This is a genomic window from Burkholderia sp. HAN2018 (assembly GCF_024704855.1).
GTDB classification, from domain to species: domain Bacteria; phylum Pseudomonadota; class Gammaproteobacteria; order Burkholderiales; family Burkholderiaceae; genus Burkholderia; species Burkholderia cepacia.
In genome coordinates this window covers 42372-56529 of the sequence record NZ_QOBB01000006.1, presented here as the reverse complement: position 1 = coordinate 56529, position 14158 = coordinate 42372, and the positions used below count along the sequence as shown (strand labels likewise).

At 63.2% G+C, this 14158-nt stretch carries 17 protein-coding genes and 1 tRNA gene; 7 read left to right on the top strand and 11 right to left on the bottom strand.

The genetic code is table 11. From position 1 onward, the window contains the following. Positions 1–38 precede the first annotated feature (38 nt). Together DPV74_RS02675 and DPV74_RS02670 are read left to right on the top strand one after the other, a co-directional pair. Entirely contained in the window at positions 39–1367 is a 1329-nt protein-coding gene (locus DPV74_RS02675; RefSeq protein WP_060359575.1) for an aminotransferase class I/II-fold pyridoxal phosphate-dependent enzyme, read from the top strand. Continuing rightward, complete coding sequence (locus DPV74_RS02670; RefSeq protein ID WP_119336446.1) at positions 1364–2038, top strand: N-acetyltransferase; 675 nt, start codon at positions 1364–1366, stop codon at positions 2036–2038. The genes DPV74_RS02675 and DPV74_RS02670 overlap by 4 nt, the downstream gene beginning before the upstream one ends. Positions 2039–2158: 120 nt before the next feature. Here DPV74_RS02670 and cysC read toward each other — a convergent pair whose 3' ends face one another. The 3 genes from cysC to DPV74_RS02655 form a co-directional block, all read right to left on the bottom strand. Further along, positions 2159–2755 (bottom strand): adenylyl-sulfate kinase, encoded by a 597-nt coding sequence (cysC, locus tag DPV74_RS02665; protein WP_081082835.1) that lies wholly within the window; start codon positions 2753–2755, stop codon positions 2159–2161. A 169-nt stretch (positions 2756–2924) separates the two neighbouring features. After that, complete coding sequence (locus tag DPV74_RS02660) at positions 2925–3758, bottom strand: class II glutamine amidotransferase (protein WP_119336445.1); 834 nt, start codon at positions 3756–3758, stop codon at positions 2925–2927. Between the two features lie 198 nt (positions 3759–3956). Continuing rightward, positions 3957–4286, bottom strand: a complete 330-nt coding sequence (locus DPV74_RS02655; protein WP_027788276.1) for a carboxymuconolactone decarboxylase family protein — start codon at positions 4284–4286, stop codon at positions 3957–3959. Between the two features lie 130 nt (positions 4287–4416). Between DPV74_RS02655 and DPV74_RS02650 the strand changes: the two genes are divergently transcribed. After that, positions 4417–5364, top strand: a complete 948-nt coding sequence (locus DPV74_RS02650; protein ID WP_119336444.1) for an AraC family transcriptional regulator — start codon at positions 4417–4419, stop codon at positions 5362–5364. 102 nt (positions 5365–5466) lie between these two features. Next, positions 5467–5910, top strand: a complete 444-nt coding sequence (yiaA, locus tag DPV74_RS02645) for an inner membrane protein YiaA (protein WP_119336460.1) — start codon at positions 5467–5469, stop codon at positions 5908–5910. 481 nt (positions 5911–6391) lie between these two features. On the opposite strand, the gene DPV74_RS02640 is transcribed toward yiaA, so the two are convergent. The 5 genes from DPV74_RS02640 to DPV74_RS02615 all read right to left on the bottom strand — a co-directional run bounded on the left by DPV74_RS02640 (position 6392) and on the right by DPV74_RS02615 (position 10896). Beyond that, the gene (locus DPV74_RS02640) at positions 6392–7432 is read right to left on the bottom strand and encodes a relaxase/mobilization nuclease domain-containing protein (RefSeq protein WP_119336443.1); all 1041 of its coding nucleotides are present in this window, start codon (positions 7430–7432) and stop codon (positions 6392–6394) included. A 1411-nt stretch (positions 7433–8843) separates the two neighbouring features. Continuing rightward, positions 8844–9332, bottom strand: coding sequence for a GNAT family N-acetyltransferase (locus DPV74_RS02630; RefSeq protein ID WP_060279491.1), 489 nt, complete (start codon positions 9330–9332; stop codon positions 8844–8846). Beyond that, the gene (locus tag DPV74_RS02625; protein ID WP_111017748.1) at positions 9329–9598 is read right to left on the bottom strand and encodes a DUF1778 domain-containing protein; all 270 of its coding nucleotides are present in this window, start codon (positions 9596–9598) and stop codon (positions 9329–9331) included. Before DPV74_RS02625 ends, DPV74_RS02630 begins: the two co-directional genes overlap by 4 nt. Positions 9599–9967: 369 nt before the next feature. Continuing rightward, positions 9968–10432 carry a hypothetical protein gene (locus tag DPV74_RS02620; protein WP_111017747.1) on the bottom strand — a complete coding sequence of 155 codons (465 nt, stop codon included), beginning with the start codon at positions 10430–10432 and terminating at the stop codon, positions 9968–9970. Positions 10433–10482: 50 nt separating this feature from the next. Further along, a complete protein-coding gene (locus DPV74_RS02615; RefSeq protein WP_060279494.1) occupies positions 10483–10896 on the bottom strand; it encodes a hypothetical protein in 414 nt (137 codons plus the stop codon). Between the two features lie 142 nt (positions 10897–11038). Between DPV74_RS02615 and DPV74_RS02610 the strand changes: the two genes are divergently transcribed. The 3 genes from DPV74_RS02610 (at position 11039) to DPV74_RS02600 (ending at position 12594) form a co-directional block, all read left to right on the top strand. Continuing rightward, the gene (locus DPV74_RS02610) at positions 11039–11359 is read left to right on the top strand and encodes an XRE family transcriptional regulator (RefSeq protein ID WP_111017746.1); all 321 of its coding nucleotides are present in this window, start codon (positions 11039–11041) and stop codon (positions 11357–11359) included. A gap of 555 nt (positions 11360–11914) precedes the next feature. Further along, complete coding sequence (locus DPV74_RS02605; RefSeq protein WP_119336442.1) at positions 11915–12094, top strand: hypothetical protein; 180 nt, start codon at positions 11915–11917, stop codon at positions 12092–12094. Beyond that, positions 12088–12594, top strand: coding sequence for a hypothetical protein (locus DPV74_RS02600; RefSeq protein ID WP_119336441.1), 507 nt, complete (start codon positions 12088–12090; stop codon positions 12592–12594). The genes DPV74_RS02605 and DPV74_RS02600 overlap by 7 nt, the downstream gene beginning before the upstream one ends. A 91-nt stretch (positions 12595–12685) precedes the next feature. On the opposite strand, the gene DPV74_RS02595 is transcribed toward DPV74_RS02600, so the two are convergent. The 3 genes from DPV74_RS02595 to pal form a co-directional block, all read right to left on the bottom strand. Further along, positions 12686–12762, bottom strand: a tRNA-Lys gene (locus DPV74_RS02595). Between the two features lie 108 nt (positions 12763–12870). Beyond that, a complete protein-coding gene (gene ybgF / locus DPV74_RS02590; RefSeq protein ID WP_021157175.1) occupies positions 12871–13620 on the bottom strand; it encodes a tol-pal system protein YbgF in 750 nt (249 codons plus the stop codon). A gap of 19 nt (positions 13621–13639) precedes the next feature. After that, positions 13640–14152, bottom strand: coding sequence for a peptidoglycan-associated lipoprotein Pal (pal, locus tag DPV74_RS02585; protein WP_021157174.1), 513 nt, complete (start codon positions 14150–14152; stop codon positions 13640–13642). Positions 14153–14158 lie beyond the last annotated feature (6 nt).

The following is a 14158-nucleotide window of genomic DNA, read 5'->3' as shown; positions in this document are numbered from 1 at the left end:
GTAACATAGCGTCTTTTCGAGATTAAGCGAAGGAAGCAATGGCACTGGGAGAGCATCTTCGCCAGCAACTGGCGGCGAAAGCGCTGAAACGGCAGCTGGAGCGCGCGACGGATGCTGCCGCGGCACCGGGCGTGCCCGGCACGCAGGCAGCGCAGACCGCATCGGCGCGCAGCCGCTTCGAATCGATGCCGCAGTATCAGCAGGTCCGGATCATGCGCGAGATGGGCGAGAAGCTGCGCGTCGACTCGCCGTTTTTCCGCGTGCACGACGGCGTCGCCGGTGCGACGACGCAGATCGGCGGGCGCGAATACCTGAACTTCGCGAACTACAACTACCTCGGCCTGGCTGGCGATCCGGACGTGTCCGCGCGCGCGAAAGCCGCGATCGACCGGTACGGCACGTCGGCATCGGCGAGCCGGATGGTCGCGGGCGAACGCCCGGTGCAGCGCGATCTCGAACGCGCGTTGGCCACGTTCTACGAAACCGACGACTGCGTCGCGTTCGTGAGCGGCCACGCGACGAACGTGACCGTGATCGGCGCACTGTTCGGCCCGGGCGACCTGATCGTCCACGATGCGCTCGCGCACAACAGCATCGTGCAGGGCGCGCAGCTGAGCGGCGCGAAGCGGCTGAGCTTCGCGCACAACGACTGGCAGGCGCTCGACGAGCTGCTCGCGCGCGTACGCCGCGAATACCGGCACGTGCTGATCGCGATCGAAGGGCTGTACAGCATGGACGGCGATTTCCCCGACCTGCAGCGCTTCGTCGACGTGAAAACGCGCCACGGTGCATTCCTGCTGGTCGACGAGGCGCATTCGCTCGGCGTGCTCGGCGCGACCGGCAAGGGCATCCGCGAGCATTGCGGCGTCGCGCCCGACCAGGTCGACATGTGGATGGGCACGATGAGCAAGACGCTGGCCGGCTGCGGCGGCTTCATCGCCGGCTGCCAGCCGCTCGTCGACATGCTGCGCCATCTGGCGCCGGGCTTCCTGTACAGCGTCGGGCTGGCGCCGACGCTCGCCGAAGCGTCGCTGGCCGCGCTCGAGCGCCTGCAGGCCGAGCCGGAGCGCGTCGCGCAACTTCAGGCGCGCGGGCGGCAGTTCCTGAACGAAGCGCGCGCCGCCGGGCTGAATACCGGCACGAGTGCCGGGTTCGCGGTCGTGCCGGTGATCACGGGGAGCTCGCTGAAGGCCGCGCAATGGGCCAATGCGATGTTCGACGAAGGGATCAACGTGCAGCCGATCTTCTATCCGGCCGTCGAGGAAAAGGCTGCGCGCCTGCGCTTCTTCATCTGCTCGACGCACGAGCCGGAACAGATCAGCCGGACGGTCGCCGTGTTGTCGCGACTCGCGGGGCGCAGCGGATGACGCCGACCGGTGCGTTCGCGCAAGCGGCTCCGCATGCCGGCGAGCGCGTGCGGTTTCGCGCGGCCGAGGCGAACGACGCGGCGTCGTGCGGGCCGCTCGTGTTTGCGTCCGGCGTGGCGGAATTCGGGTTTTTTCTCGGCGAAAGCGATGCGCGCTGCATCGCATTCCTGCAGCAGGCATTCCGGTCGCGCCATGGGCGCTTTTCGTGGCGCCGGCATCGCGTCGCGGTCGCTGAAGACGGCACCGTGCTCGCCGTGATGGCGATTCACGACGGGCAACGGACGATGTTCGACGACGTGCATGTCGTGTGGGCGCTGGCGCGCTTCTTCGGCGTGCGCCGCACGATGGGGCAGTTGTTGCGCGGGCTGATTCTCGAAACGGAAATTCCGGCGCCGAAGCGTACGCAGATTCTCGTCGCGCATTGCGCAACCGACGAGCGACAGCGCGGCACGGGGATCTTCAGTGCGTTGTTCCGTGACGCGCTGGACACGGGGGCATTGCCGGCCGACGGCAGCCGCGATGTCGTCCTCGACGTGCTGACCCGCAACGTGCGGGCCCGCGCGCTGTACGAACGGCTCGGGTTCACCGCACTGCCGCGGCCGCGCGTCCGTTCGCGTCGGCTGCCCGCCGGACTTGATTCGGTTCGGATGCGGTTTTCGCGCCGCGCCTGACGCGATTTGTGCCGTGGACTGAACGGCCGCCGGTGTACATCGGCACCATGCGCGGACACGATCGTCATTTGTTCGGGCGGCGCGCCGGAAACCAAGGGACGGCGACTGACTCCGATGATGTCAGTCGTTCAGCGGCAGTTTCCGGATGATCGCGTCCACGCACTCCAACGGACCTGTCTCGGCCGTCTTGACGTGCACGTCGGGGGAGTGCGGTCGCTCGTACGCGGAATCGATGCCGGTGAACTGGCGAATGGCTCCTTGCCGGGCCAACGCATACAACCCCTTCGGGTCACGCGCCTCGGCGACCTCCAATGCAGCGTCGACAAAGACTTCGACGAACGTGCCTTCGTCAAAGCGCGTGCGGGCCTTGTCACGCGCTGCCTGAAATGGCGAGATCAATGCGGCGATGACAATGAATTCGGCATCCACCAGCAGCCTGGCCACTTCGGCGGTTCGCCGGATATTTTCGTGGCGATCGGCATCGCTGAACCCTAGATCACGGTTCAGCCCCTCGCGCAAGCGGTCGGCATCCAGCAGATAGGTGCGAAGTCCGCGTGCATCGAGCTGTTCCTTCAGCAGGTTCGCCAGTGTCGATTTGCCGGCGCCGGAAATCCCGGTCAGCCACACCACGAAGGCTCGATTCTGTTTCACACGAGGACGTGCCGGTTCGCAGTCCGTCGGCCTGACGGGTGGCCAATTCTTGGAATCTTGGGTCATTTCCGATTAGAGGTACGGACGATCGCACAGTTACTTTGTTCGGAGTCTCGTCGACTTCCGTTGACAATTGTAACGCGCCGGTATGTTTGTAATCCGTTATTTTCCGGGCGTATTCGTTCTTCCGCATACGTTTGGCATCCCCTTACGAAGCCTTCAATGGTGCCGTCCGCTACTTGTGTCGCGGCGCGAACGGCCGCTGCTGCACATCAGCACCCTGCGCGACGATCGCCATGCTCTCCGGCACTTCCTCCCACGCGCCGCGCAGGTCGACGAGCGGCTCGGACACGACCATGAACGCGTCGTCGCCGGCTTCGGCGATGCGCGGGTTGTGCGGATACAGCTCATGGAGGTGCTTGAACGACGTGCTGTGGAACAGCGAACGCGACTGCCGTTCGCTCGAGTAACGCACCGCGATGATCCGCTCGCCGTCGGTCGCGCAGATCGTCATGTTGAGCGGTTCGGCCACGCGGTGGCGCGCGGCCGTTTCCTCGACCATGCCGACCATCCGCTCGAGCGCGGGCAGCGGCATCTGCTCGAGGCCGTAGGTCAGCGCGAGGCGGAACATCAGTTCGGAGTCGGTCGAGCCCTCGAGCGTCGGGAACAGCGCGGGATCGACCTTCATCGTCAGGTCGCGGCGCAGCTTGTGGAAGTCGCGGATCAGCCCGTTGTGCGCGAACAGCCAGCGGCCGTGGCGGAACGGGTGGCAGTTGGTTTCCTGCACCGGCGTGTCGGTGGCCGCGCGGATATGCGCGATGAACATCCGCGAGCGGATCGCGCGTGCGGCTTCGCGCAGGTTGCGGTCGTTCCACGCGGGATGCACGGAGCGGTAGCGGAACGGCAGTTCGTCGGGGCGCCCGTACCAGCCGATGCCGAAGCCGTCGCCGTTGGTGGTCGTCGCCCCCAGCTCCGAATGCAGGCTCTGGTCGATCAGCGAATGCTTCGCGCGGAACAGCACGGTCTCCAGATGGATCGGATTACCCGTATAGGCGAGCCAGCGGCACATGGGGCGCTCCTTCACGATGGATCGTTCGCGCATGGTAGCCGACTTCGCGGCGTATCCTCGCCCGCGTGCGTCCGGCCAGCCATTCGGGCAGGTATGCTGGCCAATCTTCATACGTCATTTGCCCGGATGCGCGGTGCGCAACCGGGCAGCCATGCAGCCGGGCGCCGTCACGCGACGGTAGCGCCGCGGCCGTCAGGTTCAGTCGCCGAGCGCGTCCATCACGCGCGCCGAATAGACGAGCGCCGCACCCGCGTTCAGCGCAATCGCGACGCCGAGCGCTTCCGCTACTTCCTCCTTCGTCGCGCCATGCTTGGCCGCTTCGGCGGTGTGCACGGCGATACAACCGTCGCAGCGTGTCGTGACCGCCACCGCGAGCGCGATCAGCTCGCGTGTTTTTGCGTCGAGATGGCCCGTCTTGGCGCCGGCGCCGGCCAGCGCCTGGTAGCCGGCCAGCGTGTCCGGCGATAGCTTGGCGATGTCGCCGATGCGCGTCGAGAGTTCCTTCCGGTATTCGTTCCAGTTCAGCATGATGCGTCCTTTTCGAGAAGAGGTGAGGAGGGCGGCGGGCGCCGCGATCTCGGGCGATGCAGGCTTATTCTGATCGTTCGCGCTGAGGGTTTCGATACGCTAGAGTGTCAATTTTTAGCGCAATCGTCTCATGGATGCCCTGAGTCAACTGCTGTCGCTGGGCCGCAGCCATGTCGAGCTCGACGTGCGCTGCCTGCTCGGCGGGCCGTTCGCGATGCCGCACGACCCGCTGCCGCCGGGCGAGGCGGCGTTTCACCTGGTGCTGGCCGGGACGTGCCGGCTGCATACCGCGGAAGGGCGCACGCTGCAGCTCGCCGAAGGCGATTTCGTGCTGCTGCCCGCGGGTGGCGCGCACGAGCTGCTCGACGCTGGCGCGGGCCGGTCGCGGCCGGTTGCGGCGCTGCGCGAACACGGCGCCGGCGGCGGCGCGGTGCTGCCGGTCAAGTCGAATCTCGATTCGACCGAACCGGGCGGCGCGAGCATGGACCTGCTGTGCGGACGGTTCGTCTATGCACGCGGCGCGGGCGAACTGCTGATGCGTACGCTGCCGCACGTGCTGCATGTCGGGCTGCGCGAGGCGTCGGGGTTCGCGCCGCTGCAACTGCTGACGAGCGTGCTGCGTACCGAGGCGTCGAATGGGCAGCCGGGCGCCGGCGCGATCGTGAACGCGCTCGGGCAGGCGCTGCTCGCGTATGCGTTGCGCGCATACGGCCGTGGCGCGCGCGTGCCGTCCGGCTGGCTTGCGCTCGCTGCCGATGCGCGGCTCGGCCCGTCGGTACAGGCCGTCCTGCAGGCACCGGAGAAGCCGTGGACGGTCGAGTCGCTCGGCGACACATCCGCGATGTCGCGTGCGACGTACGCCCGGCATTTCCGCGAGCGGGCCGGAATGAGTGTCGGCGCGTTCGTCGCGCAGATGCGGATGATGCATGCGTGCGCGCTGCTGCAGGACACGCAGCGCGGGCAGGCGGAGATCGGGCAGGCGGTCGGTTACCAGTCGGAAGCCGCGTTCGGCAAGGCGTTTCGCGCGGTGCTCGGCACGACGCCGGGGCGCTGGCGACGCGCGCAGCGCGAATCGTAAGACTGCAAGCAAGCCGTCGTGCCGCGTGCCAAAGCTGCTACCATGCGCGAAACGCAGTTCAACGAAAACGATTTCGAACAAGAAGAAAGAGAGGGCAAAGCAATGAACCAGACCACCATCCAGCAACCGTCGTTCGCGTTCGTGGCCGCGTCGTGGGCCGCGCTGCTCGCCGGTTTCGCAGCATTCCTGATCGGTCTCTGGAACGCCGGCATGCAGCTCAACGAGAAGGGCTACTACTTCACTGTGCTGGTGTTCGGCCTCTACGCGGCGATCTCGCTGCAGAAGAGCGTGCGCGACCGCGCGGAAGGCATTCCCGTCACCGGCATCTACTACGGCCTCAGCTGGATCGCGCTTTTGCTGTCGATCGCGCTGCTGATCGTCGGCCTCTTCAATGCGACGCTGCAACTGAGCGAGAAAGGCTTCTACGCGATGTCGTTCGTGCTCGCGCTGTTCGGCTCGGTGGCCGTGCAGAAGAACACGCGCGACCTGCAGAGCGCGAAGCCGCGTTTCTCCGACGCAGATTCCGCGCCGTCCGTGACGGAGTGAACGCGCGCGGGGCGGGTGGCCGTTGCGGCCGCTACGTCGCGCGACGAACCTCGCGGCGGGCACCGGGCACCGGGCGCCGGCGCAACGCCGGATTTCCGTGCGCCCGATTCATCCGTGCCGCCGCGCATGACAGATGATATGCAACCGATGCACGATACGTGTGCGGCCGCTCGTTTTGTCGCGAGCGGGGGCGGGTTCGCGCGGGAGCTCTAGCAAGGCGAAGACGATGATAGCCTTAAGCGTCTTGTGCGGGCGCTGTCGGGCCAGACGGTGGCGCAGGCTTCGCGCAATGGATCATCACGTACGATGGGTTGCCCGCCGATGCATGTGCACAGATTGCTGCAGTCGTTGGCGGCCAGATCGACTTCGTCGAGATCGGTTCGGACACCGGCGGCTACGGTCGAGTAGTCGCTTACACTATTCGGGCGCGACGCTGGCGATCTGGACGTCACCTTATCCGGGGTGCTCCGCTTGAGTGCGATTAGAGGTCCATGTCGAACGATGGTGCGCCGCGTTCATTGCATGGCAAATCCGGACTGTATGTCGTGCGCCCTCGGTTGACCGAATGGTCGGGTTGTTGCGCGGGGCCGCGATGTTGCGGAGTGTGCATGGGACTCAACGCTCGGATCGGCATTCGCGACACAAAATTTGCGATGTCGATTGCCATTGCTCGATCCTCGGGGACATTGGAATGGGCCAGTGCGTGTGCGATTTCGTGCCAGGCGCTCAAGGTGTCGAGATGTGCCTCCCATAGAACCTGGCGTGTCTCGTCGTCCATCACCGACGAGTAAAAGCGGAGAGGAATACCTTGTGCTGCCATCCAAATAGCGGCTTGTTTCGGAAAGCGTTGAGTTTGGCCTCGCACGATTCTGGGTGTCGCGTTCGCGTCGACGCCATGTTCTCGCAATTGCCGTGCGAAGGATTCTCGCCACTGATGCAAATCCTGATTGCGCGGATTGAGTCGCTGGCCATCAGGACCACGTGTATGGATACTTAGGTGTACATGAGGATGTGCTTCATCATCGTGTACCGCGAAGACGTATGGCCGCCCATCGCAGAATGTCTCGTGTGCAAATGCGCTTGCCGCATCCCGAACTGCTTGGCGATTTGTACCGGGAGGCATCGACAGCAGCACATTGAGGGTCTCTCTTCGCCTGCTTTCTTGGGGAATTCCCCAGCCGCCCAAGTGCCATTGCTCGAGGAGGTCATTCAACTCGGTCTTTCCGGTGATCACATGCCCGTCCTGATCTTCCAACTCGACATCACCGTTGCGCGAGATGTACTGCAAGTGACGACGGACTACGGCCATCCCCTGCGCGCCGCCCCCCTTGTTGCTAATCTTGACCATCACCTCTGGAGCGCGCCCAAGCGTTGCAACCAGCTTCTCACGCAAATGCAGGGCGTGTCGGTGCATTGTCCAATGTGATAGGTGCTGAGCGTGGGCATGCCGAAGCGGTTCGTGAAACAGTCGATCTCCCCAGTTGACCAGCAGAGCATCGACGTAGGTTCTGGGAAAGGCCATGTCAGCGGCTCCATCGATCCAGGTTGCTCCGCACGAGCTTCGCGGCGGCGCGTAGGTGCGCGTCAATTGCTGCGCGAGTGTCCTCCCAAGCGGGTCCCTGCCGAGAGGGGCTCGTGTCTGAACTCCTGACGAGTTCACCGAGTAGCTTACGGATTACCGCAAGTTGTTGATTGGACTCTGCGAGAAGTGTTAACTCTCGGTTCCCAAGCTGCGGTTCACCGGTGAGGTGCGCCCGAATCAGCGCGACGATCCATCGGTTGGCTGTGAAACCGCTAACATAGGCCGCGGCCCTGACGCATTCGTGCTCAGTGCGAGTGAGTCCGATCCCGATGCGTATGCAGGGGCCGTCTCGAGGGGGAAATGATGCTCGCGTATCTGGTCGGTCGCCTGCCCGTTCAATGGCCTTCGCTGCGAACTGCCGCAGACCCTCGCTGGGCGTGACGCCGCGTTGTGCGCACCACGCCTCCCATTCGGCTTTGAGCGGCCCAAGTTCGACGCTGAGTCTCGCCCGGGGTGCGTTCACGGTTCACCTGCCACGGGTTGGGCATCTGTCGTGGGGCGCACGCACGTGTGGCTGCCTGCTCGGGTACGCGGAATTGCTTTTGCAGGAAGGGCGGCGAGGATTGTATCGGGAGTGCTTTGGAATGGGCCTCTCGTGACTCGGGGCATGAAGCAAGAGCCGATCGGCGAAGCAATATCAATCTGGCGGTGCATGGCCTCTTGTTGACTGAGCCGAATGTTGTCAAATTTCGGTCCCGCCGTGTGCATTACAAGACGCTCGAGCCACCCCGCGCGGGGCGAGATGTGCTCATGGTCAGCCGATTGGCCACCATGCCACATTTGGCGAAGATTTCCTTGCCGTGGACAGGCGTCAAGCCTTACTCGACACTGCAGTCCATTGAGCTGTTGAGTGATGATTGGGCGCAATTTCATGGCAGCATTCCTCATGGAGCGCATCCCAAGGGCCGGGACCGATGCACACAGAAATGCAGTCGGTCGTGCGTACCGCGTATCTGCGACCTATGGCGAGGGTCGCAAAAAGTGTTCAGATGCAGGCTCGTCGCGAACGGCACGATGGCCGTCGTGACCAGTGAACAGAGGTGACGGCGTGGGCAAGCATGCGCTCGATTGCGCATGCCCGTTGACCGGACCGGATTGGCTTGAATCTAGGTCGATTTTTCAGCAGAAACAAGAGGGCGCGCCGAGGTGTCGGCGGGCACACGCATCCGTGTCGTTCTCAGTCAATCCGCTGAGTGCTGGAAAAATTTTTGGCTGACAACACCGGGCTAGGGTGGTTCGCCAAGCCGGTTTGCGCGCTGGCTCGTACGGCGAAGTCTCCGTGACCGGTGTTCTATGCGAGGTGCGTGCTCGGTATTCCGATATGGGCATTCACCCAACTTGGTTGCATGCCTTACTTCACGGTTGCCAAAGGCAAGAACAACGCCAATGGGTCATTCGCCAGTTGCTCAAAGCCGAAATGCCGATAGAACGTGGCGGCAGCCTCGTTCTTCGCGTCGACCGTGAGAGCGACTGCGGCGATTTCGGATCTCGCGGCACGCTGTAGCGCATTCACGAGCAGCGCCGCGCCGAATCCCCTGCCTCGGTAAGTCTGATCAACGGCTAACCGCCCCATGCGCACGGCTGGAATCGCCGGATACCGCGGCAGCTTGCGTGCCAGATCATGCGGTAAGTCTACAAGGGTGATACTGGCGGCAGACAGTGTGTAGTAGCCGACAACGACATTGCCGTCGAGCATGACGAAACAGGCAGCAATCTTTCGGCGAACGTCCTGCGTGACTTGCTCTCGCAAATAACGGTCTAGCGCTGGCGTTCCACAAACGAACTGCGATCGGTCATGAATCGGTCCCAGGGCAGCGACAACAAGTGTTGAACGGCTCATTCGTCACGCAGGAGTTGCTCGTGGCGCTCGAGCGCACGCTTTAACGCGTCGACGGGTTCTGCCGGCGACAGAATTGCTTGCGCGAAACGTTCGGAGTCCGTCACCGACAGCCGGATAATTTCGGCGTCGGCGATTGCACGTTGCGCCGCTTCGCGAGCGGCAGACACGACGAAGTCCGACATGGTGCGCCCTTGGATCTCGGCGGCGCGCCGGATCACTGCATGCACGTCTGTCTCAATGCGGGCTTCAAATCGAGTAGTAGCCATGGTCGCTTACCTCCTGATGCCACTGTACGGAAAATTGCCGGTCAAGTCAACATGTACGGAAATTTGCCGGTTCGGTCGTTCGTCCCCATTGGGCGATCGGTGCTCACGACGGGTCGGGCGCGTACATGCTGGCAGATCAGGGTGCCGGCCATGGTGCCACGGCACGATTCGATCCAAGAAGGGGCCGCGCGCACGGCTCGACCGCCCTCTCACCGGGATTGGCGCGCCATATGCCCGAAGATGGCTTCGTTCTGAGGTGGTCGGCGTCGTCAGCGTAGGGAAGCGTGGCACGGTGCGGCTTTTGAGATGCTTTCGCTGCGCCACACGGATAGACCACGTAGAGCCTTGCCAGACCTGCGAGCACACGCATTAGCCAAGCCTTCGATCGTCGTCGGTCTCCACTGCGACGCACAGAAGTGGGTGGCCGCGCAAGGGAGCGTCAGGAGGCTCGAGCCGCAGCAGAAAGTCGAAATACCGTTCGGTGAGTTTTGCGAGTTGTTCTTGTACCGCGCCCAGCCGGATCAGGCATTGAGCGTCCCAGTTCATGCCCACGACGAGTTCGCTCGTCTCGCATTTCCACTCGCTCAGCAGAATCGCGGCGGCCCGGGCATTCTCCTCGGCGAAGCGCTCGACGCGCTGCTCAATGTAGCGCACGTCGTCGCGCATCAATTCGCCCGAGATGCGCAGTGAGACGGTGTGTGCCACCTTGTCGTGCTTCAAGTGCACCGTCGCTATGCCGCTCAGATGCCGAGACACTCGATCAAGCTGCTCATCTTCCAAGTCATCCTGAACGGATAGCGCACCCGACAGGACGTAGCGTGCTGGCTCTTCCATCGTCTTCTCCGTTGCTTCGGTTATCCTAGGCCAAGGGTTGTCGTGGTCTGTCAGCGTTCTCTCGCGCGTGAAGTGGTGGAGGGCCGAAACTTTTCCAGAATCCGGGCCTGGCGTTGCAGGAAGGCGTCCAGTTGCAGGTGCTCGTCGGCGAGTTCTTCAAGCAGTTCGACGTAATGGGCAAGGCCGATGGGAATAAACGATGATTCACCGTATCGCACGCGGCGGAAGATGGCGCCGGCACGCGCCCATTTCTGGGACAATTCCTCCAGCGCCTCCTCGACGGACCGGGCTTCATCGTCATTGAGTACGCCGCGAATGCGAATCATGAACGAATGAGTGACCGCGTCAGTGGCGAAATAGACGTCAGCGGGGTTCGCGATACTCTCGGCGAATCGCTGGGCGTGTTGGTGGCGAAAGTTGTCGAGGACGGACAAGGCACCGCAAATTTCGTATGTGGATGTCATGATGGTTCTCCATCTTGAGAATATGGGGTGCCCGACAACTGCTCAAACGAAATACTTGGCGCCATAAAAATGACTCAATCAAGCTTGCTTGAAACCAACTATAGGATCTTTTGATCCGTTGTCAAGAAGGGAACTATCTCGAATGGACGAGTTCGGCGAGAGGCTGAGGCGCGAGCGGTCGCGGTTGGGATTGAACCAGACGGAGTTTGGCGCCTTAGGTGCTGTCAAGCAGCGTGCGCAGTATCAATACGAAAAGGGGCTACGCCGGCCGAATTCCGATTACCTCACCGCAATCGCGGCGGCGGGCGTGGATGTCGGCTACGTTCTTACCGGAGAGGAGGGGGCTCTGCTTGAGAACCCTGACGAGCGGCAGCTTGTCGCGAGGTTCCGGCTGCTCGATGTGCGCAAGCGCGAGGCACTTCTAGCTTTCATTGAGGCGTTTGCCGAGCCGTCCGAGCAGTAGATTCTGGTCTATCTGGTCCAATGTGATTTTAGGGTGGGGCGGGCATGGCGCTGTAAGGCGTTGCATGTCTCTGTTGTCCGCACAGCGCTGTCCGGCTGATTGTCGCGGCAGGTGTCCATCAGCCTGAACATCATGTCCGCAGAGACTACGGTCCCCATCGGCAGTAACACCGTTTGACGCATGCTTAGTTGGGTTGATGGCGATACATTGATCTGTTTCGCTACCATCTCGACTGACGAGGCGAAGCGTTATCGATTCTGCCTCGGTCTCGCGACATGTCTGATCGCGCTCTGTATCGGTTCCGCTGCGCGCTCAGGCGTCGTGTCATGCCCCACGCAGTTCGGTTCGCTTCGCTGTCGACGAGCACTTCGCTGGATGCGTCGGGCAATCTCTACGTGGCGGATAGCGGCAGTGCGTTGATCCGCCGCATCGATCCGTCAGGGCAACGTGCAGACGGTGAGCGGCACGCTCAGCGACGAGACGCGGGTCGACGGCCCGTTCGCGCAAGCGACGTAATGGCGGCCGCGCTATCTGCGTTTCGATCATAACGGCCGGTTGTACGTGCTCGACGACAGTCCGTTTATCGGCAGGCGCGGCGCACGTATCCGGCGGCTCGATTTCTCGGCGGGAACGGTCACGACCGTTGCGCGCGATGAACAGCAGTACAAGATTCCGCGCGAAGAGGTCGAACGTTTCGTGACGAGCCGCCGGCTGCCGGGCAGCTCTTCGTGCTGAGTCGCGATGTGATCTGGCAGATCGATCCCGCGACCGGCGCGCACCGGATCCACTTCCTGCCCGGGCCGTGGCCGGCCGCGGAACATGCGTACTACGGCGCGCTCGCGAAAGCGGAATCGCGCGACGAAAAGGACCGGCTGACGAACAACCTGATCAGTTGCGACTGGACATGGTGCATGCCCGGTCGCATCGCGGCCGATGCGAGAAGCAACGTGTACGTGAGCGACAGCGGCAACCACACAGTGTTGCGGATCGATCCGAAGGGTGACGCGGCGGTCATCGCGGGGCAACTCGGCTCGCGCGGCAATCGCGCGGGTACGTTGCCGGGTTCGTTGAACCGGCCGGCGGGGATGGTTGTCACGCCGCAGGGCGATCTGTACGTCGAAGTCGGGGACGCGGGGATCATGCGGTTGCGCGCGCCGGCAGCGGCGGCGGGGCAGGTGCCGGTTGCGGCCGCGACGTCGGAGAATGCCGTGGAGGCCAACGCACGACAGCCGTGACGGGCAGGGAACGGACGTCGTGCCCACGCAAAAGCAACAGACGCAAAAAAGCCTCCGCTTGGGAGGCTTTATTTGCACTATCAAAGATAGTTGGTAGGGTGGGAGGGACTCGAACCCTCGACTCTCTGATTAAAAGTCAGATACTCTAACCAACTGAGTTACCACCCCACGTTCTTGAAACCTGTCGGTTCGTTGCTTGAACAACTTGGGCAACGACCCAAAGAGCAAAAGATTATAGCGACGGGGTGTCAGGCTGTCAACAACCCGCCGCGATAATTATTTGATCGTTTCAAGTTTGCCCTGCGCCGTCTGTGCAGCATTCGACCCGGCGTACTGCGAAACGACCTGCTCGAACGTCTTCTTCGCGGCCGCCTTCTGGCCTTGCTCGAGCTGGTTCGTGCCGATCGCCACGAGGGCATCGGCCGCGCGCGGGTGCTGCGGGAACTTGCTGACGATCCCTTGCCACGTCGCAGTCGAACCGCGGTAGTCGCGCAGTGCGTATTGCGCATTGCCGTACCAGTACTGCGCGGTCGGCTGGTAGGGGCTCTGCGGATACTTCGCGATGAACGCGCGGAACGAAGCCGCGGCCGCCTTGAAGTTGCCGTTGCGGAACTGCTGTTGCGCCGCATTGAGCGCATCCGTTTCACCCGGCTGCACGGTGCCTTCGACACCATCGATCGTCGCCTGCTGCGGCTCGAACTTCTTGAGCCGCGTGTCGAGATCCTGGTAGTACTCCTTCTGCTGCCGTTCGAGCGTCGTCAGCCGGTTCGTCAGATCCTCGTTCTCGCCGCGCAGCGTCGCGACCTGCTGGTTCAACTGGTCGAGACGGCCGGATTGATCGAGGATCGTACGCTGGGCGGCCGACAACTGGCTGGCCAGGTTGTCGGTCTTGGTGCGCAGATCGAGCACGGCGCGGCGCGCTTCGTTGTCGTCGAACACGCCGGCGTGCGCCGGCGCGACCGACCACGCCGCGCCCGCGACGCAGAATGCTGCGGCAACGCGCAGCAGGGATACACGGTGCGTCATACGGCGATTCTTCCGTTACTTACTGTTGGTAGACGAGGTCGGCGCGACGGTTCTGCGCCCACGATGCTTCGTCGTGACCCGTTGCCTGCGGCTTTTCCTTGCCGAGGCTCACGGCTTCCATCTGCGAATCGTTCACGCCGAGCAGTGCCATCGCGCGACGGACGGCTTCCGCACGCTTCTGGCCCAGCGCGAGGTTGTACTCGCTCGTGCCGCGTTCGTCGGTGTTGCCCTGGATCAGCACGTGGCGCTGCGGGTGGCTCTTCAGGTACTGGGCGTGCTGCTGCATCAGCGACTGGTAGTCGTCCTTCACCGAATAGCTGTCGAAGTCGAAGTAGATGCTGCGCTTCGCGAGCGGGCTGTTCGGGTCGTTCAGCGGATCGACGTTCACTTGCGCGACGTTGTCGGCGCTCGGCTGCGTGCTGACCGCACCCGCGTTGTTGGCCTTGTCGTCGAGCTTCACGCCCGACTTGCACGCTGCGAGCGCGCTGATCATCATCACGGCCAGGGCCAGACGAGCTTTATTCGACATCATGGTTAC